Here is a 23,997-nt window from a genome sequence, read left to right as displayed (position 1 = left end):
GGCTACGGGCAGGAGGTGCAGGCGCTCTGGCACGTGGTGCCACAGCCATCGCCGGTCAGGTTGAGCAGGTCGTCCAGCTTGGGGCCGCCCTCGACGACCTCGACGTCCAGGTCGAACCCGTCCGCGTCGACCTGGTGGTGTTCCTGCAGCGTCCGCATGGTTGCCTTCCTTTCGGATAGAGGGGTGTGTTCAGGGCCAGGACAGGACGGTGCGCGTGTGCGGTTTGTCCAAGACCCGGACCCGGTCTGCTGGGAGGTCGGCGTCGGGTGTATCGGCCGGCCAGACTTCGATACGCGCCAGAGGATCCTTACGGCGATCCCAGGCGCGGAGGATGTCGATGTAGTCCTGGGCGGCGTCCTCGCCGTGGGGGCCGTAGGCGTACACCCCGACCTCGAACCGGCCATCGCCCAGTTCGCGCTTGACCCGAACGGCCACGCTTCCGTCGTCGCCGAGCACCACCGGGACCGGTTGCCGGGCTACGGGCCCGGCGGGACCGTGGTCGAGAACGTCGCCAGCCACGTGCAGCATGGCGTACCGGTCGACGTGGATCGCTGCCCACAGGTGCATCCGGTCGGGGTGAGTGAATTCGATCCCCGGCCAGAACTCCCTGCGCGGGCCGTGCAGGGCCTCAGCCAGTACCGCGACGTCCACAGGCTCCTCTGTGTCATACAGGGCGATGTCGTCCCCCTGTACGGGAATGCCGCGTTCCTCGTGTGCTCCGGCGCCCTGCATGGGCACGAACACCACGAGGTGGTGATCGGGGCGGCTGACCAGGTGGGAACCGACGCGGTCGAGTCCGACGGTGCGGTTCACGCCGCGCAGTCGCATCGGGGTGACCAGGCGGCCGCTGCCGGTGAGCTGCGCGGCCCAGGCCGGGGGCAGGTCCCAGGCCCGCACGGTGACGAGGATCCGGTCGTAGGGGGCGAACTCCTGGACACCGTACTCGGCGTCACCGGTCACCACACGCACGTCCTTGTATCCGGTGACGTCGAGGTAGCGGCGGGCACGGTCGGTGATGTCGGGGTCGATGTCAATGGTGGTCACCTCACCTTCGGGGCCGACCAACTCGGCGATCAGCGCAGCGTTGTAGCCGCCGCTGCCGATCTCCAGCACCCGCATACCGGGTTCGAGACCGGCCTGATCGAGCATCATGGCTTGCACTCGTACCGCCGACATTGAGCTGGTGATCAGCCCGTCCTCGGCACTCTTGACGGGTACCGCGTAGTCGGTCGCGTAGGCGTCCTTCAGCGACTCCTCAGGCACGAACTCATGGCGGGGGACCTTCCGCAGCACGGCTTCGACCTGGGGGGAGATGGGGGGCATTCCCCATTCCTGCTGGAGGCGGAGCAGGGTGTCGACCATCTCCGCGCGCAGTTCGTGGGCCTTGTCGTCAGGCACAGAAATCCTCTCGATCGTGTTCGGATGGTGGCTGAACGTAGCAGTGCAGGTATTGGGGTGTGGGTTGATGGCCGTGTTCGACCTCATGGATGCGGCCGAATCCTCAGAAGCTCTCTTAGCGTCGGCCCCTCGCCTGCGTGAGCCTGCGAGCTTCTGCCACGGAAAGCGTCTTATGGCCAGTGGCTGGTCGCACGACCTCGGCCCACACCGTGTGGGACTGTGGACCCCCGAACCACCCCCAGGCAACAGCCAACCTGTCGACGAGGTGCAGACCGAACCCCGAGGGAACTCCGTCGCCGTCGGCCGTGAGCAGACGCGGCTCTCTCGGGGAGCATCCCGGCGGCGTACCCCTGTCGATAACCGTGATGCGCACCCGGTCGGTGTAGGGCACTATCTCCAACCAGGTCGTGCCGTAGGGCAGCCCGGATGCGGTGTGGCGCAAGGAGTTCGAGAACAGCTCGTCCACGATGCTCACGACCGGGTCCGCTTGGTCTCGGGGAAGCCGACTGGCCGTCCACGCCCACCGCCGGGCCTGTTTCAGAAGACGAGGGTCAGACCCGTACTCCACCGCGCACCCTCCGGGCCTGATGGGCGGGATGCGCCGTGGCAGCGGGGCCGGTGTGCACGGCTGGGCGAGAACGATCGCCATCTCTTCACCTCGGCAGGACGGTTGTTTTCCGGGACGGGAAGTCTCACCGCGATGTAACGTCGTGACCCAGCACACAAGGAATTCCGCAGCGATATACACAGGCGGTATGGAATGAGTGCCCCCCACCCCCAGCAGCGCCTGTTCGTCCCCTTGACCTTCTGGTCCCGCACCAACGTCGTGCACGCCCTGAAAGACCACGACGCCGGGGCCCTGTTCCGACTCGTCCGCCAGTACTGCGGCGCGAGCCAGCAGACGATCGGCGCCGCCGTCGACCTCGCGCAACCGCACGTCAGCCGGATCATGGCGGGGCGGCAACAGGTGACGGCGTTCCGGAGTTGGCAGCGCTTGGCAGACGGCCTCGGCATGCCCAACGAGAGCCGCAGGCTGCTCGGCCTCGCCGATGCACACGGCGTATACCCCGGCGGCAACTCCCCATCCGGTTCTCCACCTGCGGATTCGGGTGATCTATGGTCAGCGTCCAGGACTGTTGACGACATCGCCGAGATCACGCTGAAGGACCTGATGAAACGTAGAGAGGCCCTGGCCGTTGGTGGCACGCTCGTCATCGGCACAGCGCTCACCGAAACCCTGGAACACTGGCTGCTGCCGACATCCGGAATCCTCGACCACAGGCGTGGTTCACTCGGGGAAGCGGAGCTCCAGAGGATCGAGGCCGCCACCGCCGCACTCCGGCACTGGGACGACCGATGGCGCCTGGGTATCCGCCGCAAGGCCGTCGTCGGTCAACTCTCCGAAGTCTCCGAACTCGCCGAGACCGGACAACCGGCCCCGGTGCAGGAACGGCTGTTCGTCGTCATGGCCGAACTGTCGAAGATCGCGGCGTCGATGTCCTACGACGCCGGAGACCACCCAACCGCGCAGCGCTATTACACGCTCGCACTACGAGCTGTCCACCAAGCAGGCCCCGAGCACCGCTTGTACGGCGTCGGGGTCCTCGCCGACATAGCCCGGCAGATGCTCGACACCCACAACCCCCAGGACGCCCTCGACATCTCCCGGATCGCCCTCGACAGCGCCCAAACGCACAACGCACCGTTGCCGGTTCTCTCTCTGCTACGCACCCGGGAGGGCTGGTCCTACGCCAATATGGGGCGCACCGCGGCCTACACCCGATCGGTCGCCCAAGCTGAAGACCTTCTCAGCGACGCAGCCGCCCAGCAGCTTCCGGCCTGGGCGCGCAACTTCGACCACGCCGAACTCGCGGGGGTCGTCGGCGCCCGCTACCGGGACCTCGCCCTGACCCAGGACGACAAGGCCACCCGACACCGGTACGCGCAGGCGTCGGCTACCTACATCAATCAGGCCCTCCGGTTGCGCGCCCCAGCCAAACGGAGGAACAGGGCGTTCGACTTGATCGGCCTGGGCCGTACCTACCTCGTACTCGGAGAGCCGGAGGAGGCCGCTCGGGTCATCAACCGGGCCGCCGACCTCGAACGCGACCTCGGTTCCGGACGCGTGCGACGACGCCTCCACGACTGGTACCGGGAAGCCGCCGCCTTCCACCGCGAACCCTCCGTGGCCGCGACCCGTGCAGAGCTCTCCACTACGCTGCTGGCCGAACAGGCGAACGCGAAGGAGCTGGCATGACACGCATTGGGATCACCGGTCACTCGAACCTGACGGCCGACAGCGTCCCTCTGGTACAGAAGGCCCTGGACGACGCCTTGACCTCCTACACCGATGACACCCTTGTTGGTGTCTCCTGCCTGGCTCGCGGGGCGGACCAGCTCTTCGCCCTGGCCGTGCTCGCCGCCGGTGGACAGCTCGAAGTCGTCCTGCCCTCCGTCGACTACCGGGAGACGAAGGTCAAGCCGCATAACCTGGACCAGTTCGACGATCTGTTGATGCGCTCCACGCTCGTGCGCTACATGCCGCACAAGACCGCTGGACGGGCTGCTTACGAGGACGCCAACGAGACTGTCCTCGGCGGAATCGACCGGCTCTTCGCGGTCTGGGACGGCAAGCCCTCCGACGGTAAGGGCGGCACGGGGGACGCCGTTGAGGCCGCGCGCGACCGTGGGGTGCCAGTGGACGTGATCTGGCCCTCGGGGACGGCGCGGGAGAAGTAGACCGAAGAGTCGCGTGCAGCAGAAGGCCCGAACCTCGTCCGTGTTCGGGCCAGTGCTCGTCAAGGTCATTGACCGGCAATGCTGCTCGAAGTACGCCACACGGTCGGCCACGGAAGGAAAACGTTTCACTCACAAAGGTGAGCGCCCCGAACTTGCCTTACTGCTGAACAGAAGAACGAGTTCGGGAAGAACCCCGTGTTTGATCCTGCCTCGGTTCGGTGGGCAGACACCCGCCTCGGTGGGTTTGCCGCCGTATTGTGGCAAATCACGCTAGCCACACCTCATGAGTGAGCACAGAATGACGACGATGTGAGTAGATCATGAGTACGGGAGCGGCATCCCGAAGTCGCGGGATGAAAAACACCTCACCGGGCTCTCCGTCGCGCGTGTCGAAAGAATCTTCCCCGGCCTGTCGAGCGGTGTGGGTGAGGGTCGCCTGAGAGGATGCTCGCGGACTGCTCACCTTGACGTCTATGCAGGTCATCATGAGTGAGCGAGAGGTCCGCAGGGGTGAAGGCTTGTGGATCTGGCTGCTGCTCAACCCCCGAACTTTACTGTTTCTTTGCCTTGGTGAGTTCCTCATGAGTATGGGCTGAGCGTTCGGTGATCACATTCTGAGTGTCTGCTGAGAATCGCGTTTGTTTTGATGCGGGTGTCGTTTCTCGTTGCGATTCGAGGAGGCGCCCGTGGCCTTTGCGCCATCACCGCTGGCGGTCGTTGAGACCCGCTTTGTTCACCTGGCACCCACCCACCTGACCCTGCACGGAGGCCAGATCCATCCCTGGCTCCAGGACCGGACCTACTCGCTGTACGAACTCCGTGACGTCCTGATGGGCGAGGACACCCCCTACGCGGTGCGCGATGAGGTGTGGCGGCACACCATCCGCGCCGCACGGCACTCCCAGGACTGGATGGTGGGCGCTCTTGGGCTGTGCATGCCCGCGCTGAGGAACGCCGCCCGACGCGCCTGCCGAGGTCTGTCCCGGGGGTCCGCCGCCGAGGTGGAGTCGGCGATCCTGGCCGAGACCATCCGCCAGGTGCGCACCATCAACACCGACTACGCCCGCCTGGTCTGGTACCTGACCCGTCCCGCTTACCGGAGCGCGCTCTCGGTGCGCAAACGCGAGCTGGACGCGCCGACTCCGGCCGGAGCTGCGGGCCAGCAGGCCACCTGCCGGGGTGCCGTGGCGGGCAACCCCGACCTGTTGCTGGTCGCCGCGGTCCGGGTGGGGGTGCTCTCGGCGGCCCAGGCCCGACTGATCGCCCGCACCCGGCTGGAGAGGGTGTCGTTGGCCCGGGTGGCTGACGAGCTGGGCGTGTCCTACAAGGCGTGCGCGAAGCGACGCGAGCGCGCCGAGGAACGCCTGATCACAGCCATACGCACGGGGCAGGTCGCCATCGGTGACGCGCTCGTGGACACCGCTGGCGTCGACCGGACGCCGCCCGCCGAGGTCGTGCCGATGAAATCCGGGCGCCCGTTGTCGCATCGGCCCTGGCCGGTGGCTTCCTAGGAGGTTGATTTCGGGAACCAGACCCCGCCGCAACACCGGCGGGGTCTGGTTCCCCGCCAGGGAGCGAGGTCCAAGGAGGCCGGGTGAGGACGAGGGGTGCGCACACACCGCAGCGCAGAATCCAGTGGCGGTGGGCGGCGGTGGCACTGGCCGCCGTTGGGGTGGCCGTGTGGTGGGTGATGGTGGGAGAGGACGCCTCGTGGGCGTGGGCCACCGACACCGAGAACGCTGGTGAAGGTGGGGGTGAGGCTACGGGGGCGGGGCAGTCGACCGCCGAGCTGCGTCAGGTCGTGGATCGGGTGCGGTTGGTGCTCATCGCCCTCGCGTCGGCGCTTGGCACCTTGTTTTTGTCGATCGCGGGGGTGCGGTGGCTGGTCGCTAACGGTGAACCGGGGCAGATCGATGGGGCCAAGCGCGCCCTGTCGGGGGCGGCGATCGGGTACGGGATCGCGGTCCTGGCGACCGTGTTGATGGACGTCCTGAACTGGATCGTGGCCGTGGGCGGGGGCGGCGAGTGAGCCCCGCAGAGTGGTGGAGGCGGCAGGCCCCGTCCGGCCCAGCTCTGCCTGCGGATGAGCCGTTGCCTCCCCCCTCAGATGACCCACTGCCACCACCGCAGGACGTGGAGCCAAACCCGCAACCGGAGAACGAACCGGTGCAGGAGCCCGCACCAGAGCGGGAGATCACCGATGATCCGCTCCCACCCCCGGAGGACACGCGCGAGGGCGAACCACCCCTGCGCGGGCCGGATCCGGCCGAGGATGCGGTGGAGCTGGACACTGACGGGAACGTGTTCGACTGCGGCCTGGTCGATCCGGGCTGTCATGTGTCCAACTGGTTCGCCGACTTCGTCATCAGCGGGTTGAACCCCGCCCTGGGGTGGCTCGCCGAGAAGGCGTTCCACACCCCGCTGCCGTCCGAGGGGATGAAGGGGCTGCACGCCGGGATCCTGGTCACCGCGAATGTCCTGTTTGTGTTGTTGGTGGTGGCAGGCGGTCTGGTGGTCATGGGCTACCGGACCTTCCAGGACCGCTACTCGGCCACCGAGATCCTGCCCCGCCTCGTGTTCGCCTTCGTAGCGGCGAACGCCTCGTTGTGGGTGTCCACGGAGATCGTGCGGTTGTCCAACGGTGTGGCGGCGGCTATCGGTGCTGATGGCATCAACGCCCGCGAAGCGGCGGTCAACTTCCGGGACCGCCTCGATGTGCTGTTGGCCGAGGCGGTGGTCTTCACCATCCTGCTTTTGGTGGTCGCGGTGGTGCTGCTGGTGGTGTGGATGGTCACCGAGGCGGTGCGCATCTGCACGGTCATCGTGCTGGTGATCGCCGCGCCGGTCCTGTTGATGTTTCATGCGCTGCCGCAGACCAACCGGATCGCCGAGCTGTGGTGGAAGTTGATGGCGGGGCTGTGCGCGATCCCGATCGCCCAGTCATTGGTGTTCATCACGATGATGCGGCTCTTCTTCGAAGGGCAGATGACCCTCTTCGGCGCCCTGAACCCCACCGCCGACGACGTTGGCGGAGCGGACTGGCTGCTGCAGATCATGCTGCTTCTGGTGCTGCTGTATACGCAGATCCGGATCCCGGCCTGGGTGAAGAAGCTGATCTGGGAGCCGACCCATCCGGGGAGTTCACCGATCGCCGCCCTGGTGCGGAACCTGGCGTGGATGCTGGCCTTCCGGTCCCTGGGCAACCTGCGCATGCCCGGGGTGTTCACCCACGGGCTCAACCTCGGACTGAAATGGCCCCAGCTGGGCTGGCCGGGCCGCACCCCGGGCAGGAAGCTGCCCCGCTACAAGCCCGGGCCGCCTTCCGGACTCCAGCCTTTGCAGCCGCAGGCGTGGTGGTACCGGCCCCGGCACGAGGTGCCCGAACCCATCGGGGCCCTGCCCGGCCCCCGACTCGCGCTCTCCGGGCCGGGCGGAGGTTCGCCTTGGCCTCGTCCCCAGGGTGGCCCGCCCGGACCACCGGGCCTGCCGGGGCCTCGGGCGCTGCCCCCGGTTCCTGACCCCCGTGTGGGGGCGCCCGCCCCGCCGCGCCGGGCCTTGGTGGAAGGACGGATGCCCGGATCACCGAGGACGGGGCAGCAGGTGCTGTTCGGCCGCCCGGCTTCGCCGCAGGCGGGGCCGTCGGCAGCGGGAGCACCTCCTCAGCGCCGGTGGCGCCAGGGTGTGTTGCCGACACCGCCGCCTGTGCGGGTGCCCGGGCGGCGAGCTCCGGAACGGGTGGCGGACGTGTGGGTGAGGCAGCAGGGCGAGCCGAGGCGGCCCGCGCACGTCAAGGGACAGCGGCCCCTGTTCCCCAACCCCAAACGCAGGTGGAAGCAGTACGGGCTGTTCCCGCGCCCCAAGAACAACGCGCAGTGATCGTCCGACGAGGAAGGAATCGGCGTGGTTTCTGAGGAGCCGTCGTCGTGGCAGGGGCGCATCCCCGCCGACATCGACCGGAGCGAACCCGTCCTGTTCAACTTGACCGCCCGCCAGTGCCTGATCATCGCCCCCGTCCTACTCGGTGCATGGGGCGCCTACCTGCTGCTGCGTGAGGCGGTGCCGCTGTGGGTCTTCGCCCTGGCCTTGGCCCCGGTCCTGGGGGTGGCCATCGCCGTCGCCTTGGGCGAGCGCGACGGCCGGGGCCTGGAACGGGTCGCGGCCAGCGCGCTGGCGTGGGCACGAGCCCCCAAGCACCTGGTCCCAGCTCCGTCGGGGGAGATCCCACGCGTGCCCGGGTGGGCCCCGCGCCTTCGCTCGAGTCCCCGGTTGGAACCGCTTCGCCTCCCGGCCTCAGCGATCACCCCGGACGGGGTGGTGGACCTGGGTGGGCGGTGCGCGGTGATGATCTCCTGCACCACGCTGCCGTTCCAGCTCGCCTCGGGGCGTGAGCAGGACCAGACCCTGGCCGCTTTCGCCGGGGTGGTGGACGCGCTGTCCGAGCCGGTGCAGGTCCTGGTGCAGCGGCGCAGGGCGGACCTGTCGTCCTTCACCGCGATGGTCCGCGACAACACCAGCCATCTGCCGCATCGGGCGTTGGTCGAAGCCGCGGTGGCGCACGCCGACTTCCTGGACGAGCTGGCCCGCACTCACGAGCTGTCGCATCAGCAGGTGGTGGTTGTGGTCACCGCCACCGGTTCCGCCCACCGGGCGGGGGCGGCTCTGCGACGCACCGCACAGGACACCGCTGATCGGCTCGCGACTCTCGGTATCCGCACCCACGTCCTGGCGGGAGTCGAGGCGGAGCAGGTCCTGCGCCAGGCGATGGCCTCCCCAGCAACGGGGCTTACCGGCCACGATGTCGATCACCACCCCAGCACCGACCACCGCGAGGAACACGCACACGAACGAGAGGGAGGAGAGCGTTGATGGGACTCCACAAGCCCTGGACACGAACCGGGTCGCCCGCTTTGGGAGGGCCCGCCATCGGAGTGGGGGCACGCCACCTTCAGGTCGAGGGCGGGGTGTGTCAGACCCTGGCGGTGGTCGGGTTTCCGCGCCAGGTGAGTGCGGGGTGGGCCGAACCTTTGCTCACCTACCCTGGGCAGCTCGACATCGCCTTCCACCTGGTCCCGGTCCCGGCACCGACCGCGGCGGCCCGGTTGCGTAAGCGGCGGGCGCGGTTGGAGTCGGCGCACCGCACCAGCGCCTCCCAGGGGAGGGTGGAGGATCCGCGCCAGGTGACGGCGGCGATGGATGCCGCTGAGATCGCCGACCGCATCGCTACCGGACAGGGCCGGTTGTTCCAGGTGGCGGTGTACGTCACGGTGCACGCCCCCACCGTGGAGGCGTTGGAGGCCGAACTGGGGCAGGTGCACGCCCTGTGTGCCTCGTTGTTGGTGGACGCGGTCCCGGCGACGTTTCGGACGGTGCAGGGGTGGATCTCCACCCTCCCGCTCGGCACGGATGTGCTGGGGATGGGCCGGTTGATGGACACCGACGCCGTCGCCACGTTGTTGCCGTTCACCTCGCCGGAGCTGGTCGCGGACCTGGGGGAGACGACGGTGGTCTATGGAACCAACACCCACTCCTCCGGTGTCGTGGCCTGGGACCGGTTCTGCGGTGGCCTGGACAACCACAACAGCGTGATCCTCGCCCGCTCCGGGGCGGGCAAGTCCTACCTGGCCAAGCTGGAGGTCCTGCGGTCGTTGCTGGTGGGGGTGCAGGTCGCGGTCATCGACCCCGAGGGCGAGTACGTCCGTCTGGCTGACGCGGTGGGCGGCACCACCCTTCGTTTGGGGGCGGAGGAAGACCGGTTGAACCCCCTTGCTCTCTCAGCCGTTGAGGTCGACGCGCAGGGTTTCACGAACCGGGCGCTGTTCCTGCACACCCTGATCACCGCGATGGTTGGAGAACTCACCCCTACGGAGAAGGCGGTGTTGGATCGGGCGATCATCGCCGCCTACGCCGAGGCTGGGATCACCCGGGACCCGGCCACCTGGGTACGGCCTGCACCCGTGCTCGCGGACCTGTCCGCGGCGCTGGAGGAGGTCGCGACCGACCCCGGGACGGGGGATGACCTCGGCCAGGCTGCTGGGCGGTTGGCGGACCGGTTGGATCCCTTCGTCCATGGGTCGCACGCGGCCCTGTTCAACGGGCCCTCCACCGGCCAGGTGGACGGGCACCTGACCGTGGTCTCCCTGAAGGAGTTGCCCGACGAGACCCGCCCGGTGGGGGTGTTGTTGGCGTTGGACGCGATCTGGCGGAACGTCACCACCAGCACCCGCACGGGGCCGCGCATGGTCGTGGTGGACGAAGCCTGGCTTCTGCTCCAGGATCCGGCCGCGGCCCGCTACCTCGCCCGCCTGGCCAAGGCCGGACGCAAGCACTGGGCGGGGCTGACCCTGATCACCCAGGACGTGGGGGACGTGCTCGGTACCGACCTGGGGCGGGTGGTCGTCGCCAACGCCGCCACCCAGATCCTGCTCAAACAGGCTCCGCAGAACCTCGACCAGGTGACCGAGACCTTCCATCTCTCGGCGGGAGAGTCCCACCTGGTCGCCACCGCCGCACGAGGCAGCGCGCTGTTGGTTGCCGGGCACCAGCGGGTGGGGTTCCACCCGATTGCCTCACCGGCCGAGCATCGGCTGATCACCTCCGATCCGGCAGAACTCGCAGCCCTGGAAGCAGAGAAACGAGCAGAACATGGGCCGGAATCTGGGGTCTCCGGCCACAGCACCGACAGGTTCGGGGACGGGTCGGAGGCATGATGGTCGACTTCCTGCTCAATGGAGGGTTCTTCCTCCTGCTCGGCGCAATCCCCACGGCCGGTGCGCTGGTGGTCGCGGCGGTGTTGGAGGTGAGGTGGGCCCGCCACCGCTACCTGTCGAAGGATGCGCGGATGGTGGAGATCCTGCCCCCGCCCCAGGCCACGTTGGACAACGCCACGGAGTTCTGGAACCACACCCTGGGCTTGCTCAAGCCCCGCTGGTCGCGGTGGTTGATCCAACCCCACCTCGCGCTGGAGGTTGTGGCCTCCGCTGCTGGGGTGCGGTTTCAGGTGTGGGTGCCCGGGACCGTCCCACCGGGCGCGGTCGAGCGGGCGATCAGCTCGGCCTGGCCCGGCGCCACCACCTCCACCCGCCACCTCACCCCCGACGCATCCCCGCTCCCGGAGGAGGCCTACACCACGGGGGGACACCTGCGGCTCGGTCGGGCTGAGGTGTTCCCGCTGCGCACGAAGTTCACCACCGACCCGGCCCGCCCTCTGCTGGGAGCGCTGGAGGACCTGGCCGAGGGCGAGCACGTCCTGGTGCGCATCACCGCGCGTCCGGCGACGGGCTGGCGGCTGGCCCGGGCCCGCCAGGCGGCGGCCCGCCTACACGGCCACCCTGGTTTGGCGACCACGTTGCTGGATGCCGTGGATCCCACCGTCCATGGCAGCACCCGCCCCCGACCCGCGATGCTGCCTGGGACGGGGGATGACGTGAGGGCGATCCTGACCAAGGCGTCCAGCCCTCGGTTGGCGTGCGATGTCGCCTACATCCTCACCACCACCCACCAGGGCGAAGCCGCCAAGGAACGGCTGCGGGGGCGGGCGCATGGGGTGGCCTCGAGCTTCGCGGCGTTCACCTCGGGCACCAACCACCTGGACCGCCGCTTCATGCTCAAGCCCGCCTGGTGGGCGACCAACCGGTTCCTGGGCTGCGGGTTCTTGCTCACCAGCAGCGAGCTGGCAGGGGTGGCTCACCTGCCCACCGACAGCACGGTCCCGGGATTGATCCGCGCTGGGGCTCGACCGGCCGCACCCTCGCCCGCGATTCCGCGGGGAGGTGAGGGCACCAGGGTGATCGGCGATGCCGACGCCGGAATTGACCGTCCGGTGGCGGTGGGGGTGGCCGAGTCGCGCCAGCACACCCACATCCTCGGCAAGACCGGGTCGGGCAAGTCCACCCTGCTGGCGAACATGGTGCTCCAAGACGCCGAGGCGGGCCGGGCCGGTCTGGTGATCGACCCGCGCGGGGACCTGGTCACCGACATCCTGGCCCGTTTGCCCGAACACGCCATCGACAAGGTCGTGCTGTTCGACCCCGACGACAACGCCGCACCGCCGAGGTTGAACCTGCTGCAGGGCGGGGACCCGGACTTCGTCTCGGACACGGTGGTGGGGATCTTCCGCCGCATCTACTCCGACTACTGGGGTCCTCGGACCGACGACATCCTGCGCGCCGCCACACTCACCCTGACCAGGGCTAAGGATCCCACCCTCACTCTCGGGCACATCCCGCGCCTGCTCGCTGACGACGCTCTGCGCAAGCAGGTCATGACGCTGGTTTCCGAGAAGTCCGGCGTGGACGCCGCCCTGGCCGACTTCTGGGGCTGGTACGGGGCGCTGACCGAGTCCGCCCGCTCGGCGGTCACGGGGCCTGTGCTCAACAAGCTGCGTACCGCGCTGCTGCGCCGGTGGGTGCGCCAGGTGGTCGCGTCGGGGCCGTCGACGATCGACCTGCCGACCCTGTTCGACACCGGCCACCTGGTGCTGCTCCGCTTGCCGAAGGGACGGCTGGGTGAGGACACCTCCAGCCTGATCGGGTCGTTCGCGCTGGCAGCCACGTGGCAGGCGGTCACCGCACGCATCTACACCCCCGAACACCGGCGCAGCGATCTGTGCGCGTACGTGGATGAGTGCCAGAACTTCCTGAACCTGCCCGGGTCGCTGGAGGACATGCTGGCCGAGGCCCGCGGCTACCGGCTCGGACTGACGCTCGCCCACCAGGAGCTCGGACAGCTCCCCGCCGAGTTGCGTAAGGCGGTGTCGGCGAACGCGCGCACGAAGGTCTACTTCACCGCCTCCCCCGACGACGCCGCGAGCCTGTGCCAGCACACGCTGCCGGTGCTGGGGGACTACGACCTGACGAACCTGGGCGCCTACCAGGCGGCGGTGCGCCCGCTGGTGGAGGCGAAGGAACAGGGGGCGGCGACGGTGCGCACCCGCCCCCTCCCACCCCCGATCCCGGGTCGGGCGACGCAGGTCCGTGAAGCCGCGCGCCGTCATGGCGCGGAGACGGCAGACGAGGCCGCCTCGTCGGAGGAGTTCGGTGAGGAGCTGCTGGATGACTGAGCACGGGTACACGCTGGTGTCGTTGATGACCCGGCTGACCGAACGCGACATGGCGATCGTGGGCGACGTCCATGACCACCAGACGCTCACCACCCATCAGATCACCCGGGTGCACTTTCCCGAAGCGTGCGCCCGGAGGGCCAGGCGGCGTCTGCAGCTCCTGCACCGCTACGGGGTACTGGACCGGTTCCGCCGGTACACGCCGCGAGGCAAACTCCCCGACCACTGGATCCTCGCCCCCACAGGGGCGGAGCTGCTGGCCTACCACCGCCACGTCCAGGTATCCGACCTGGACTTCCACTCCGACCAAGCAGAGCGGTTGGGCTACTCCAGGCAGCTCGGGCACATCGAGGGGCTGGCCGAGAGCTTCGTGCGTTTCGCCGAGGCCGGCCGGGGACCAGGGAAGCTGGTGCGCTGGTACGGCCAGCGCGAGTGCGCGCGCCAGTGGGGGTCACGCATTCGCCCGGACGGCTACGTGCGCTGGCGCCAGGAGGAGAGCGTCCTGCGCGCTTTTTTCGAGTACGACACCGGGACCGAGCCTTTGTCCAAGGTCCGCCGCAAAATGGTGGGGTACGCGAACCTGGCACGGCACCGCGAGGTGCCCTCGATCGTGCTGTTCGCGGTCCACTCCGACCAGCGCGCCCAGCACGTGGAGACGACGCTGGCCCAGGACGTCTCCGAAACGGTCGGGGTGTATGTGACCACTCATGCTCAGATCACCGGGCAGGGACCGGCAGAAGCGGTGTGGCGGATCGTGGGCTCCTCGGGTTCTGGAGACCGGTTGAGGTTGGTGGACATCGCCCGCCGCCACCCCCTCCCCGAGCAGGGGCAGGGAGGAGGGTGATCCGACTCGCGATGGGTGCGGCGGGGGTGGTCTTCCTGGTGGTGCCGGTATTCATCGGCGCACTGTCGGACACCGAGCATCGGGCCGCTCCCGTTCCCGGCCAAGTGGAAGGGATCCCGGATGTGGTATTGGGCGCCTACGCCCAAGCGGCGGGGCAGTTGGAGGTCGAGTATCCGGGGTGTGTGGGGATGACGTGGCCCGTCCTGGCCGGGATCGGGAAGGTTGAGTCGAACCACGCGGCCGGACACAAGATCTCCTCGGAGGGGCGGGTGCACCCGCCGATCATCGGCCCTCGTCTGGACGGGTCGGGGGCCGGGGGCAACACGACGGCGCACACCGACAGCGACGGCGGGGTGTGGGACGGGGATGTGGAGTTCGACCGGGCGGTGGGGCCGATGCAGTTCCTCCCATCCACCTGGGCGTCCCATGGTTTCGACGCCATCGGTGACGGCGTCGCGGATCCGCACAACGTCGTCGACGCGGCGTGGAGTGCGGCGGTGTACCTGTGCGTCAGCAACCCGCACGCAACGGTCGTGGACTTCGGTGACGAGGACGATCTCGAGGCGACGCTACTGCGCTACAACCGCTCGGCGTCCTACGTGGAGGAGGTGAGGGGGCATATCGACGCCTACGCCGAGCTGGCCGCCCACTCGGCCTCAGCACCCGGTTCGGGGACGGAGGCCAGTAGCGCGCAGGGGCGGGTCGCGGTGGAGTGGGCTTTGGCCCAGGTCGGTAAGCCGTATCTGTGGGGTGGCACGGGGCCGGGGACGTTCGACTGCTCGGGGTTGGTGATGCGGGCGTGGGAGGCGGCGGGTGTGGGCCTTCCGCGGGTGACCACCGACCAGGTCCACGCGGGAAGGCGCGTCGGGCTCAAGGAGGTGCGGCCGGGGGATCTGCTGTTCTATGACACCGGAGCACCCGGTGGGTCGCCCTCACACGTGACGATGTACGTCGGCGACGGGCAGATGGTCAACGCCCCAGGAACGGGACGGTTCGTGCGGGTCGAGCCGGTCAACGGCGAGTACTACCGTGCCCGGTTCGTGGCGGCCGTCCGACCGGGCTGACAGCCCCCCACCGCCGCTGTGGGCGCGGACACCCCCTGCGTGGGGGTGTCCGCGCCCACGACGTGTTGGACTTCTGTCGGGACGGCTGAGTCCCTCACACCTGACGGCGGTGTCGAGCGCCCATCTTTTTTCGTGTGCCATGACTTTTCTGAACCAAGCGGGTTGAAACTTCTCGCGAGTATGGGGAAACATCAAACCCGCTGGTCATCCCGGGTGAACACGACCATTCCTAATTATCCGGTCTTATTCGTATGCCTGAAATGGGGTCATTCGCCATGCCTGTATGCGGCTTGAGAAACATCCACCTCGACCTGTCCTCGCCGGGGGCTGACACCAGATAGCAGAGCTGATCGCGTCGTGTCGGGCGGGGTGAGGAAGCGCAGCTCCGAGGGGCGGCCGACATTCGGGGTCATTGACACCTCTCCGGCCCAAAACACGAGCACGCCATCGTCGAGAAGACAACCCAAACAGAGAGCCGCCTCGGACGGTGATAGCAGCACCGACCGAGGCGTGATCCACCACCTGACAGCAGCAGGAGGAAGATCTATGAGCCATGGTACGGGTCGGCACCGCAGGCGCCGACAAGGATGGGCCAGCCGTGCGCGGCAGGCCGTGGGCGCGGTGCTCGCGACGATCGCCGGAAGGAAACCCGCACAACCGTCACGCCCAGCCCCGCTGACCAGCACGACGCCTTCGCCCGCGCGACCGGAACCCGCGAGTCCACCGACCTCACTTCCGGACCGTGAACCGGAGTGGACCAAGCACTACGAGGAGGCGCGGCGCACCCACGCGAATCGGGCGTGGGACCTGTTCACCCGGGGCGAGACGGAAACCTCGGCCGACACCGTGGTGGAGCTGCCGGAATTCGGGTGGTGTGAGGACGACGACGGAGTGCGGGCGGTGCGCCCCTATCTGGTCGCGCACGAACAGCGCCAACGCGCCGAACGGCGACGAACGTCTCCCCAAGCTTCTTTCCAGCCAGCGTCCACACCTCGTGCGTGTGACCAAGGTACTGATTCGGGAACTCCTGGCGAGTGGGACGAATTGGCGGGGCTGATTCGCCAATGGCACGCGCAACGCACGCCCGTGGCGTGACGAACGAGCGGTGATTCGGGCCTGTCTCCTTGCTGGAGGCGGGCCCTTTCGTTTGCCTCGCCTTCGTGTTTGCGCAGGTAGGGCGTGCGACATCAGATCGCGGTGGTTCTCTTCACATTTTTGGTCACTGTGAGTATCCGAAAACTGGTTGTGTCGTTACTCTGGGTGTGGTTAGTGTCACTCATCGAAAGCGCGGTGTTGGGGCCGTGCCCGGTGAGGAAACGGCGGTGAGGCATGCGCGGGCCTGTGACGGGTTGGGTGGCGGCAGCGTTGGTCCTGGCGGGATGCGCGGTAGAGGAGAGCGATCCCAGCAGCGAGCCGATGCCCACGCCCCCCACTCTTACGGCGCAGGCCAGCCCGTCTCCGACAGCGGAGGAGGCGGCGGTGGATGCCTACCTCGGGATGTGGGGGACGGTGGTCGAAGGCTCCCACGAAGGCACGGTCGGCCACCCGGATCTGGACAAGTACGCCTCGGGGCAGGCACTTGAACTCACCTCAGCGATGCTCCAAGGAGTGGTGGCGATAGGGGAACCAGTACTGAATCCCCAGGTGGTCGCCACCGAGCTCGATGACGATCCTGTCACTGTGCGTGTCGAGGATTGCGTCGACAGCTCGGGGTGGCTGGTCACGGACGAAGGCGAACCCGCCGATGTGGGGGAGAGAAAGCGCCTCGTCTCCGCCTCGGTTGTCTCCACCGACCATGGCTGGCGCGTGGACGACCTCTGGCTGGAGGACTACGGATCATGCTGACCCGAACGTTCCCACACCCAGGGGCAACGCTCGGTGTGGGGTTTGTTGTGGTGTTCCTGGTCTTGTCTGCGCGGCCCGCCGCAGCCGAAACCCACGACTTCCTCGCCGATACCGACTGCTCGGGCAGTTCATGTCAGGTCACCATCCACAGCCCACCCCGTGAGCCGCCCCTGCCCAGTACGCCGTCTGGCGAGATCGGGAACACAGGTGTTTCTGAGACGCCTTGTGTGACTCCGGAAACGACCCGGTGCAGGGGGGTCCTACAGCCTCGGGTGGCGGAGTCGGAGTTTGACCCAGGAGCGCTGGCTGAGCAGGCCCGGGCGAGGATGCGGCTGCCCGAGCCCGACATCGGGACCGCGCCGCCTCTGGACAGGCCGAGGTTCGTGAACCTGCCCGCCTGGATGTGGATCGACGAGCAGGACTGGGAGCCGGTGTCGGCGACCGCGTCGGTCAGCGCCGGATCGGTGACGGTGGTCGCCTCTCCGCGGCGGGTGGTGTGGGACACCGGTGACGGGCGCGAGGTGGTGTGCGAGGTGCCGGGCACGGTGTTCTCCCCGCAGGTCTACCGGGAAGAGGGGTCTCCGGACTGCGGCCACACCTACATCACCCTGCCCCCGGGCGGCGCTGGTGCTCGGGTGGATCTGACGGCGGTGTGGGAGTGGGCGGTGTCATGGTCGGCCACGGACGGGCGGGGCGGGGAGTTGGAGGACCTGGCCACCGCGTCGACGGTGGCGGTGCCGGTGAGTGAGATCCACGCGGTCGTCACTGACGTCCGCTGACAGCGCAGCAATCACGTTGAGGACGGAAGGGGGAGGGATGGTCGCGCTCGCGAATCCCAAACAAACCGATCGGGAAACCAGCAAAACAGATGAGAAGAACACCGGACAGGCATGGGAGTCGGTGCGGCTGGCGACCCTCTCACGCCGCCGGTGGAAGTGGGCCTTGCTCGCGGCAGGGTTGATCGGTGCGGGAGGTATGGCCGGGGCCTGGGCTGGGTGGGTGTTGGATGACGCGCGTCCGGTCGCGGTGCTGGCGGCCGATCTCCCGGCCGGGCACGTGCTCACCGCCTCCGATGTGAGGTCGGTCGAGGTGGCCGAGGCTGACGGAGTGCGGATGTTGTCCCCGCAGGAGGTGGAGGGACAGGTGTTGACCCGGCCGACGCTCGCGGGTTCTTTGTTGGTGGATGGTTCGGTCGGGGATCGCGTGGTGTGGCCGGATCTGGGGCAGGCGGTGGTGGCGGTTCCCGTGTCCACGGTGCCCCAGGGCCTGGAGGCAGGGGCCACCGTGGACGTGGTCACCCCCACAGGAGGCGATGGTGATGCGGACGGTCCGCTGCGTGCGGTCACGGGGTCGGTGCACCGGGTCGTGCCCGACGAGGACACCCTCGGGGCCGGGCAGCAGGTGGTGGAGGTGGTGATGTCCCGCAACCAGGCCACCTACGTCTCCCGTGCGGTGGCCCAGGCGCCAGCGCAGCTCCTAGTCCTGAACCCGCACGACGATGCGCGGGCGGTCGCGGTGATGGGAGGTGGGGAATGATCGTCGCGGTGTGCTCCCTGGGCGGGGCTCCGGGGGTGACGAGTCTGGCGACCGCCCTGGCGGCGGCCTGGCCCTCGTCCCCGGTGACGGTTCCGGTGCTGGTGGAGGCCGACGCCTCCGGTGGGGATCTGGCGGCCTGGCACGGCATCGACCTCCACGACTCTCCGGCGGGGGTGGTGTCATTGGCCGCCGCCTCCCGCACACCAGTACCGGTGTCTCTGCCTGCGGATGTGTGGGTGGAGGCGGGCGTGGCCAACGCGGCTGAGGCGAACACACCGATGCTGAACCACGCGGTGGAGCTGCCCGGTGGGCTGCGGGTCGTACCTGCCCCAGCTGACCCGTTGGAAGCGGGAAGGGCCGTGGACATGCTGGCCCACAACCCGGCCCTGCTGCGAACCGGTCGGGTGAGCGTGGTGGATGTGGGTCGGGCGGTACCGGGGTCTGCGGGGGCGGCCCTGGTCCGTCACGCCGATGTTGTCGTGGTCCTCACCGAACCGAGCGATGTGGGGCATGCCGCCCGGTTGCGGGCGTGCGCCCCGGTCCTGGCCTCACTCCGCGACGAGGGAGCGCGCGTGGGGTTGACCATCGCCGGGTCCTGCCCGCACTCCAACAGTGAGGTGTCGAAGGTGGCGTCGGGGTTGCCGGTGTGGGCGCGTATCCCGCGCGACCCCACCGGAGCGGGGCTGGTGCGGGGCGAGCATCATCCCCCCACCCGGCTACGCGATCGCTGGGCCGCTTGGTGGTCTGAGCGGCGCGACCCCGACAGCCTGGAGTGGATGCCGTTGATCAAGGCCGCCAAGTCCCTGGCGGAGCTGTGCGACGACTTCTCCGGCCTCGGCCTGTCCCACGAGGAACAGAAGGAACAGGATCTCGGCATGTCCAAAGAACAGCGTGACTCGACGGTGGTGAACATAGCGTGACGGCGACGAACGACATCCCGCGCCTCCCGTCGCCTCGGGAAGCAGGGGCGGACGAGGTCTCCCTTCGGGCTACCGCGGTGGCCCTGGCCGTCCGGGTCACCGAACAGCTCATCACCACCCCCGGCGAGGCGGTGGATGAGGACCGGGTGGCCCAGCTCGTGAACCGGTTGCTGGAGGAACGGGCCCGCACCGCCCTGATCCAGGGAACAGCAGGATTAACACCAGCGGACGAGGCCCGGCTGCGGCAACTGGTTCTGGACCACGTCCTGGGACTGGGCCCGCTGGAGGAGCTGCTCGCCGAACCGGACGTGGAGAACATCCACGTCATCGGCAACGACCCGGTGATCGTGGACTTCGGCGGAGGCCGCCGAGAACACCGCCCGGCGGTGGCGGACACCGACGCCGACCTCGTCGCGCTCGTTCAGCGGGCCGCCGCCCGCGCCCCCGGTGGGGAGCGCCGCTTCGATACAGCGGCGCCGATCCTGTCCATGGAACTGCCCGGAGGGGAGAGGCTGTCGGCGGTGATGCCCGGCATCGCGGCCCGACCGACAGTGACGATCCGCCGCCACCCCACCCACCACCTGCGATTGAAGGACCTGGCCCGCTCAGGGATGGTCGACCAGACCGCACGCGAGTTGCTCATCGCGGCGCTCCGGGCCCGAGCGAACCTCATCATCAGCGGTGCCACGAACGCGGGCAAGACCACCCTGCTGCGCGCCCTGCTGAGCCTGCTCGATGGAGAGCGGGTCATCACCATCGAGGACTCCCTCGAACTGGGGCTGCACCGACACCTGCCCGATGCGGACGTGGTCGCCTTGCAGGGCCGCCCCGCGAACATCGAAGGGGTCGGCGAGGTGACATTGGCCGAGCTGGTACGGGCGGCGCTGCGGATGTGCCCAGACCGGGTGATCGTCGGAGAGACCCGAGGCCCGGAGACCCTCGCACTGCTGAACGCGATGTCGATGGGCACAGACGGGTCGATGTCCACCATCCACGCCTCGTCCAGCCAGCAGGTGTTCACCAAACTGGCCGCCTACTGCGCACAAGCCCCGGAACGGTTGACACCTTCGGCGACAGCATCCCTAGTGGGGACGGCGGTGCACCTGGTCGCCCACATCGACACCACCCCGGCCGGGGAGCGCGTAGTCACCAGCGTTCGCGAGGTCGTGGGTTCGGAGGGCGAGCAGGTCATCTCCAACGAGCTGTATGTTCGAGCGGTCGACGAACCCGTCGGGACCGTGGCGTGCGCTCCCAGCGGTTCGGTCGGCCAGCGCCTGGTGAGGGTCGGGTACACGGGACGGGGGTGGGCGTGATGCCCGGCTGGGATTGGACGGTTGGGGGACTGGCCTTCGGCGGAGCCCTGCTGGGGGCAGGGGCCGTCTGTGCCGTCTACGCGTTGAGCTTCGTCCCCTGGCACACGGTCTCCACCGCGCCTTCGCTACGCCGTTGGACCACTCTTCTGCGCCAGCGCCGGTTGTGGATGCGCATGTTTGGAGCCCTTGCTGCTGGGGCCGTGGTTGGTGTGGTGACGGGGTGGCCGATCGGGGTCGTGCTCGCCGCAGCGGCCGGGTGGTCGATGCCCGCCCTGCTCGGCCCCGACACCACGGCCCGGGCCGAAGCCGACCTCGCCGAAGCCCTCGCCTCCTGGGCCGAACAGCTCCGCGACATGATCACCGCAGCCTCGGGGTTGCACCAGGCCATCACCGCCACCGTGCCCGTCGCCCCGGACCTGATCCGCGAGCACGTCCAGGCGTTGGAGGCCCGGCTGCGCGCCGGACAGCCGATGGAGCAGGCCGCCACGGTGTTCGCTGAGAAGGTCGACTCCGACCTGGGCGACCTGATCGCGATCACCCTGACCATGGGCGCCTCCCGCCAGAGCGGAGACGTGGCCGGGGCCCTGTCCAGGTTGGCGGAAACGGCCCGCGAGCGGGCGACGACGGTGGGCCGGGTGTCGGCGTCGCGGGCCAGGGTGCGCTCCTCGGTGCGCATCATCGCCGCCGCCACCACCCTCATGCTCCTGGGCATGGCTGCGTTCAACCCCGCCTTCCTCCAGCCACTGGGCACGCTGTCTGGCCAGCTCGTGCTCGCACTGGCCGGAGGGCTGTGGGCGGCCTCGTTCTTCTGGTTGGCCCGCCTCGCCTCACCGCCGAAGACACCGCGCCCCTTCCGCCCCGCCTCCGTGGAAGCCGCCACGGTAGGAGGTGGCGTCCGTTGAGCGTTCTCATGCTGGGCGCGGCCGGAACCTTCCTGGGGGCCGGAGTGTTCGCCGCCGCCTACGGTCTACGTCGTCCCACGCTCGTCGAACGCCTCACACCTCGCCCGGCTCCGAAGCCGTCGGCTCCTTCCGGACGAGGGTGGGCGCAGCGGATGGGTCACCGTGCGGGACGCCTCATGGCCAGGGCGGGTATCCCTGGTCCGGCCATGACCCGAACCCTTCAGGTGTTGGGAACGCCGGTGGATGCCTACCGGGCGGAGAAGGCCGCAGCCACCGGCGTCGGAGTCCTGCTGGCAGCGGTACTGGTCACGGTCGGCGGTGCGGTCCTTCCCACCCCTGGGGTCGCGTGGCTGCTCGCCGGACTGGCTGCTGGTGTCTGCTTCCTGGCCCCGGATCTGGCTGCTCGTCACGCTGCCGCCGAACACCGGGCCGAGCTGCGCGCCGTCGTCTCCGGTCTGGCTGACCTGGTCGTCATGGGGTTGGCGGCGGGCGCGGGAACCACCAGCGCCCTCACCACCGCCCTTCAACACGGGCACGGCCGCGCTCCGGAGCGTCTCCGCCAGGCCGTGCACGTTGCGACCCTGCGCCACCGGCCCGAGTGGGAAGGCCTGGAGTCCCTCGTCCAGGAGACGGGGGTGCGCGAGCTCGGTGAGCTGGCCGCGTCGTTGCGGTTGGGCGGTGCGTCGGGGGCGCGTACCCGCACCTCGTTGACGGCGAAGGCGTCGTCGTTGCGGGCCCGCCGTTTGGCGGAGGCCGAGGCCGCCGCGCACGCGGCCACCGAACGCATGACCCTGCCCACCACGGGCCTGGTGGCCGGGTTCCTGGTGCTGATCAGCTATGTCGCCCTCACCCACGTGATGGCCGGTTTCTAGACAGAAAAAGAGGGTTGCTGATGCAAGGGCTCCTTCGGCGTGCCCACAGCCGTGTACGCACCTGGCTCATATCGTCACGCGGTGTCAGATCGGATGCGGGGTCGGCGACCACGGACTGGATCCTGATCATCATGGTGTCGATCACCATCGCCACCGTCGTCGGAGGCATCCTCGTGAGGGAGTTCACCACGGCGGCCGAGTCCATCGACCTGGGCGTGAACCGATGACCAGGCGGTACCAGCGGTGGGGGAGCCGCAGTGACCGGGGGAGCGCGGAGCCGCTGTTCATCCTGCCGATCGTGTTCGTGATGGTGGTGGGGGTGGCACAGGTGGGGGTGTGGGCGCATGCCCAGCACCGTGCCCAGGCGATCGCCGCCCAGACCCTAGCGGCGGCCCGTGCTTTCGACGGCTCCACCGCCTTGGCCCACGAGCGGGCCGAGCAGGCCCAGACCCAGCTGGGCGGCGGGATGCTCCGTCGGGTGGAGGTCGAGGTCGAGCGCACCGTCGACCTCGCGAGTGTGCAGGTGACAGCGCGAAGCGCGAGTCTGCTGCCGGGGGTCGGGTTGCCGGTGGCTTCGGAGCTGTCCGGCCCGGTCGAGCGCCTCACACCATGAACGCTCTGATTCAGTGTGCGCGACGTGGGCTCGGGCATCGTGACGATTCCGGGAGTGCGTCGGTGGAGCTGGTGTTGCTGGCCCCGGTACTGGTCGTGGTCTTGGTGCTGGTGGTTATCGCTGGACGTCAGGTCTCGGCCTCCTTGATCGTCCAGGGCGCCGCCTCGTCCGCTGCACGTGCTGCCTCGCTGCAACGTGACACGGTCTCCGCTCGCGCCCAGGCATGGGGGACTGCCAAGCGGGAGCTGGCCGATCGGGGCGTAGCCTGCACCCCCTTTACCGCCGCCGTGGACACCACACGGTTCGAAGCGGGTGGCTCTGTGTCGGTGGAGGTGGCGTGCACGGTCACCGTCATCGACCTGGGCGGCCTTGGCGGGCAGCGCACCCTGTACGCCACCGCTACCTCACCGATCGATCCCTACCGAGGACAGGAGCCATGAACCGACTGACAGAGCGGTGGCGAGGTCAGGACGAGGGTCAGGCGTCGGTGTTCCTGCTCATGCTCGTGCCCGTCGTGATGATCGTGTTCGCGTTGGTGTGGGAGGCGGGACAGATGTTGGTGGCCAAGGCGGAGCTGTTGTCGGTGGCGCATTCCGCGGCACGTGCCGGGGCCCACCAGCTGGACGGCTCGGCGAGCCTTGCCGGGGGGAGCCCGGTCCTGGACGCTGACGAGGCCAGCCAGGCCGCCCTCGACCACCTGGGCTCAGCAGGTTTGGGCGGTCAGGTGGTCGTTGAGGACAACCGGGTGGTCGTGCTGGCCCGTAGCACCTTCACCCCCGCCCTGTTGCCGGTTAGGTCCCGTGAGATCGAGGCCGAGGCCACCGCGACCGCGCTCCACCCCCCGCTGGGGTGATGCCGCCCTGGGGCGTGCGGCTCATGTCCCGGAACAGATC

The 23,997-nt window shown here is 68.9% G+C and carries 24 protein-coding genes; 20 read left to right on the top strand and 4 right to left on the bottom strand.

Features of this window, described 5'->3' with window-relative positions:
* Positions 1-2 precede the first annotated feature (2 nt).
* The 3 genes from ACTVAJ_RS05970 to ACTVAJ_RS05960 form a co-directional block, all read right to left on the bottom strand.
* Entirely contained in the window at positions 3-158 is a 156-nt protein-coding gene (locus tag ACTVAJ_RS05970; RefSeq protein ID WP_470387047.1) for an FxLD family lanthipeptide, read from the bottom strand.
* Positions 159-189: 31 nt separating this feature from the next.
* Entirely contained in the window at positions 190-1,398 is a 1,209-nt protein-coding gene (gene fxlM, locus ACTVAJ_RS05965) for a methyltransferase, FxLD system (protein WP_470387046.1), read from the bottom strand.
* A 115-nt stretch (positions 1,399-1,513) separates the two neighbouring features.
* The gene (locus tag ACTVAJ_RS05960) at positions 1,514-2,047 is read right to left on the bottom strand and encodes an ATP-binding protein (RefSeq protein WP_470387045.1); all 534 of its coding nucleotides are present in this window, start codon (positions 2,045-2,047) and stop codon (positions 1,514-1,516) included.
* Between the two features lie 111 nt (positions 2,048-2,158).
* Between ACTVAJ_RS05960 and ACTVAJ_RS05955 the strand changes: the two genes are divergently transcribed.
* From ACTVAJ_RS05955 to ACTVAJ_RS05940, 4 genes are all read left to right on the top strand, one after another.
* On the top strand, positions 2,159-3,655 hold the full coding sequence (locus ACTVAJ_RS05955) for a helix-turn-helix domain-containing protein (RefSeq protein ID WP_470387044.1): 1,497 nt from the start codon (positions 2,159-2,161) through the stop codon (positions 3,653-3,655).
* Entirely contained in the window at positions 3,652-4,137 is a 486-nt protein-coding gene (locus ACTVAJ_RS05950) for a hypothetical protein (RefSeq protein ID WP_470387043.1), read from the top strand. The genes ACTVAJ_RS05955 and ACTVAJ_RS05950 overlap by 4 nt, the downstream gene beginning before the upstream one ends.
* A gap of 686 nt (positions 4,138-4,823) precedes the next feature.
* Positions 4,824-5,648, top strand: a complete 825-nt coding sequence (locus tag ACTVAJ_RS05945) for a sigma-70 family RNA polymerase sigma factor (protein ID WP_470387042.1) — start codon at positions 4,824-4,826, stop codon at positions 5,646-5,648.
* A gap of 83 nt (positions 5,649-5,731) precedes the next feature.
* On the top strand, positions 5,732-6,166 hold the full coding sequence (locus ACTVAJ_RS05940; protein ID WP_470387041.1) for a hypothetical protein: 435 nt from the start codon (positions 5,732-5,734) through the stop codon (positions 6,164-6,166).
* Positions 6,167-6,240: 74 nt separating this feature from the next.
* Here the strand turns inward: ACTVAJ_RS05940 and ACTVAJ_RS05935 are convergent, their stop codons facing one another.
* A complete protein-coding gene (locus ACTVAJ_RS05935) occupies positions 6,241-6,474 on the bottom strand; it encodes a hypothetical protein (RefSeq protein WP_470387133.1) in 234 nt (77 codons plus the stop codon).
* Between ACTVAJ_RS05935 and ACTVAJ_RS05930 the strand changes: the two genes are divergently transcribed.
* From ACTVAJ_RS05930 to ACTVAJ_RS05855, 16 genes are all read left to right on the top strand, one after another.
* Complete coding sequence (locus ACTVAJ_RS05930) at positions 6,415-8,013, top strand: hypothetical protein (protein WP_470387131.1); 1,599 nt, start codon at positions 6,415-6,417, stop codon at positions 8,011-8,013. The genes ACTVAJ_RS05935 and ACTVAJ_RS05930 overlap by 60 nt on opposite strands.
* Positions 8,014-8,037: 24 nt before the next feature.
* Positions 8,038-9,003, top strand: a complete 966-nt coding sequence (locus ACTVAJ_RS05925) for a PrgI family protein (RefSeq protein WP_470387040.1) — start codon at positions 8,038-8,040, stop codon at positions 9,001-9,003.
* Positions 9,004-9,161: 158 nt separating this feature from the next.
* Positions 9,162-10,844: a VirB4 family type IV secretion system protein gene (locus tag ACTVAJ_RS05920; RefSeq protein ID WP_470387039.1), complete on the top strand. Its 1,683-nt coding sequence runs from the start codon at positions 9,162-9,164 to the stop codon at positions 10,842-10,844.
* Entirely contained in the window at positions 10,841-13,195 is a 2,355-nt protein-coding gene (locus tag ACTVAJ_RS05915; protein ID WP_470387038.1) for a type IV secretory system conjugative DNA transfer family protein, read from the top strand. The genes ACTVAJ_RS05920 and ACTVAJ_RS05915 overlap by 4 nt, the downstream gene beginning before the upstream one ends.
* Positions 13,188-14,039, top strand: coding sequence for a replication-relaxation family protein (locus ACTVAJ_RS05910; RefSeq protein WP_470387037.1), 852 nt, complete (start codon positions 13,188-13,190; stop codon positions 14,037-14,039). Before ACTVAJ_RS05915 ends, ACTVAJ_RS05910 begins: the two co-directional genes overlap by 8 nt.
* Positions 14,036-15,103: a C40 family peptidase gene (locus ACTVAJ_RS05905; protein WP_470387036.1), complete on the top strand. Its 1,068-nt coding sequence runs from the start codon at positions 14,036-14,038 to the stop codon at positions 15,101-15,103. Before ACTVAJ_RS05910 ends, ACTVAJ_RS05905 begins: the two co-directional genes overlap by 4 nt.
* 1,479 nt (positions 15,104-16,582) lie before the next feature.
* Positions 16,583-16,948, top strand: coding sequence for a hypothetical protein (locus ACTVAJ_RS05900; protein ID WP_470387035.1), 366 nt, complete (start codon positions 16,583-16,585; stop codon positions 16,946-16,948).
* A gap of 272 nt (positions 16,949-17,220) precedes the next feature.
* Complete coding sequence (locus ACTVAJ_RS05895) at positions 17,221-17,727, top strand: hypothetical protein (RefSeq protein WP_470387034.1); 507 nt, start codon at positions 17,221-17,223, stop codon at positions 17,725-17,727.
* A gap of 37 nt (positions 17,728-17,764) precedes the next feature.
* Entirely contained in the window at positions 17,765-18,484 is a 720-nt protein-coding gene (locus ACTVAJ_RS05890; RefSeq protein ID WP_470387033.1) for an SAF domain-containing protein, read from the top strand.
* Positions 18,481-19,404: a hypothetical protein gene (locus ACTVAJ_RS05885; protein ID WP_470387032.1), complete on the top strand. Its 924-nt coding sequence runs from the start codon at positions 18,481-18,483 to the stop codon at positions 19,402-19,404. Before ACTVAJ_RS05890 ends, ACTVAJ_RS05885 begins: the two co-directional genes overlap by 4 nt.
* Complete coding sequence (locus tag ACTVAJ_RS05880) at positions 19,401-20,717, top strand: CpaF family protein (protein ID WP_470387031.1); 1,317 nt, start codon at positions 19,401-19,403, stop codon at positions 20,715-20,717. Before ACTVAJ_RS05885 ends, ACTVAJ_RS05880 begins: the two co-directional genes overlap by 4 nt.
* Complete coding sequence (locus ACTVAJ_RS05875) at positions 20,717-21,619, top strand: type II secretion system F family protein (RefSeq protein WP_470387030.1); 903 nt, start codon at positions 20,717-20,719, stop codon at positions 21,617-21,619. The genes ACTVAJ_RS05880 and ACTVAJ_RS05875 overlap by 1 nt, the downstream gene beginning before the upstream one ends.
* A gap of 206 nt (positions 21,620-21,825) precedes the next feature.
* Positions 21,826-22,491: a type II secretion system F family protein gene (locus ACTVAJ_RS05870; protein WP_470387029.1), complete on the top strand. Its 666-nt coding sequence runs from the start codon at positions 21,826-21,828 to the stop codon at positions 22,489-22,491.
* Between the two features lie 223 nt (positions 22,492-22,714).
* Positions 22,715-23,104, top strand: coding sequence for a TadE/TadG family type IV pilus assembly protein (locus ACTVAJ_RS05865; RefSeq protein WP_268643608.1), 390 nt, complete (start codon positions 22,715-22,717; stop codon positions 23,102-23,104).
* A 62-nt stretch (positions 23,105-23,166) separates the two neighbouring features.
* Positions 23,167-23,544, top strand: coding sequence for a TadE/TadG family type IV pilus assembly protein (locus ACTVAJ_RS05860; RefSeq protein WP_470387028.1), 378 nt, complete (start codon positions 23,167-23,169; stop codon positions 23,542-23,544).
* Positions 23,541-23,957 carry a pilus assembly protein TadG-related protein gene (locus ACTVAJ_RS05855; protein ID WP_470387027.1) on the top strand — a complete coding sequence of 139 codons (417 nt, stop codon included), beginning with the start codon at positions 23,541-23,543 and terminating at the stop codon, positions 23,955-23,957. The genes ACTVAJ_RS05860 and ACTVAJ_RS05855 overlap by 4 nt, the downstream gene beginning before the upstream one ends.
* Positions 23,958-23,997: the final 40 nt, after the last annotated feature.

The sequence above is a fragment of the Nocardiopsis sp. KDC1DS13DA1 genome, from assembly GCF_055632325.1.
This window is presented reverse-complemented; position numbering and strand designations above follow the sequence as displayed.

Bases quoted from the DNA above. Each gene is read 5' to 3' on its own strand.
- ACTVAJ_RS05970 (WP_470387047.1), bottom strand. From the start codon at position 158: ATGCGGACGCTGCAGGAACACCACCAGGTCGACGCGGACGGGTTCGAC.
- ACTVAJ_RS05960 (WP_470387045.1), bottom strand. From the start codon at position 2,047: ATGGCGATCGTTCTCGCCCAGCCGTGCACACCGGCCCCGCTGCCACGG.
- ACTVAJ_RS05955 (WP_470387044.1), top strand. From the start codon at position 2,159: ATGAGTGCCCCCCACCCCCAGCAGCGCCTGTTCGTCCCCTTGACCTTC.
- ACTVAJ_RS05950 (WP_470387043.1), top strand. From the start codon at position 3,652: ATGACACGCATTGGGATCACCGGTCACTCGAACCTGACGGCCGACAGC.
- ACTVAJ_RS05935 (WP_470387133.1), bottom strand. From the start codon at position 6,474: ATGACAGCCCGGATCGACCAGGCCGCAGTCGAACACGTTCCCGTCAGT.
- ACTVAJ_RS05915 (WP_470387038.1), top strand. From the start codon at position 10,841: ATGATGGTCGACTTCCTGCTCAATGGAGGGTTCTTCCTCCTGCTCGGC.
- ACTVAJ_RS05910 (WP_470387037.1), top strand. From the start codon at position 13,188: ATGACTGAGCACGGGTACACGCTGGTGTCGTTGATGACCCGGCTGACC.
- ACTVAJ_RS05890 (WP_470387033.1), top strand. From the start codon at position 17,765: ATGGTCGCGCTCGCGAATCCCAAACAAACCGATCGGGAAACCAGCAAA.
- ACTVAJ_RS05885 (WP_470387032.1), top strand. From the start codon at position 18,481: ATGATCGTCGCGGTGTGCTCCCTGGGCGGGGCTCCGGGGGTGACGAGT.
- ACTVAJ_RS05875 (WP_470387030.1), top strand. From the start codon at position 20,717: ATGCCCGGCTGGGATTGGACGGTTGGGGGACTGGCCTTCGGCGGAGCC.
- ACTVAJ_RS05870 (WP_470387029.1), top strand. From the start codon at position 21,826: ATGACCCGAACCCTTCAGGTGTTGGGAACGCCGGTGGATGCCTACCGG.
- ACTVAJ_RS05865 (WP_268643608.1), top strand. From the start codon at position 22,715: ATGACCAGGCGGTACCAGCGGTGGGGGAGCCGCAGTGACCGGGGGAGC.
- ACTVAJ_RS05855 (WP_470387027.1), top strand. From the start codon at position 23,541: ATGAACCGACTGACAGAGCGGTGGCGAGGTCAGGACGAGGGTCAGGCG.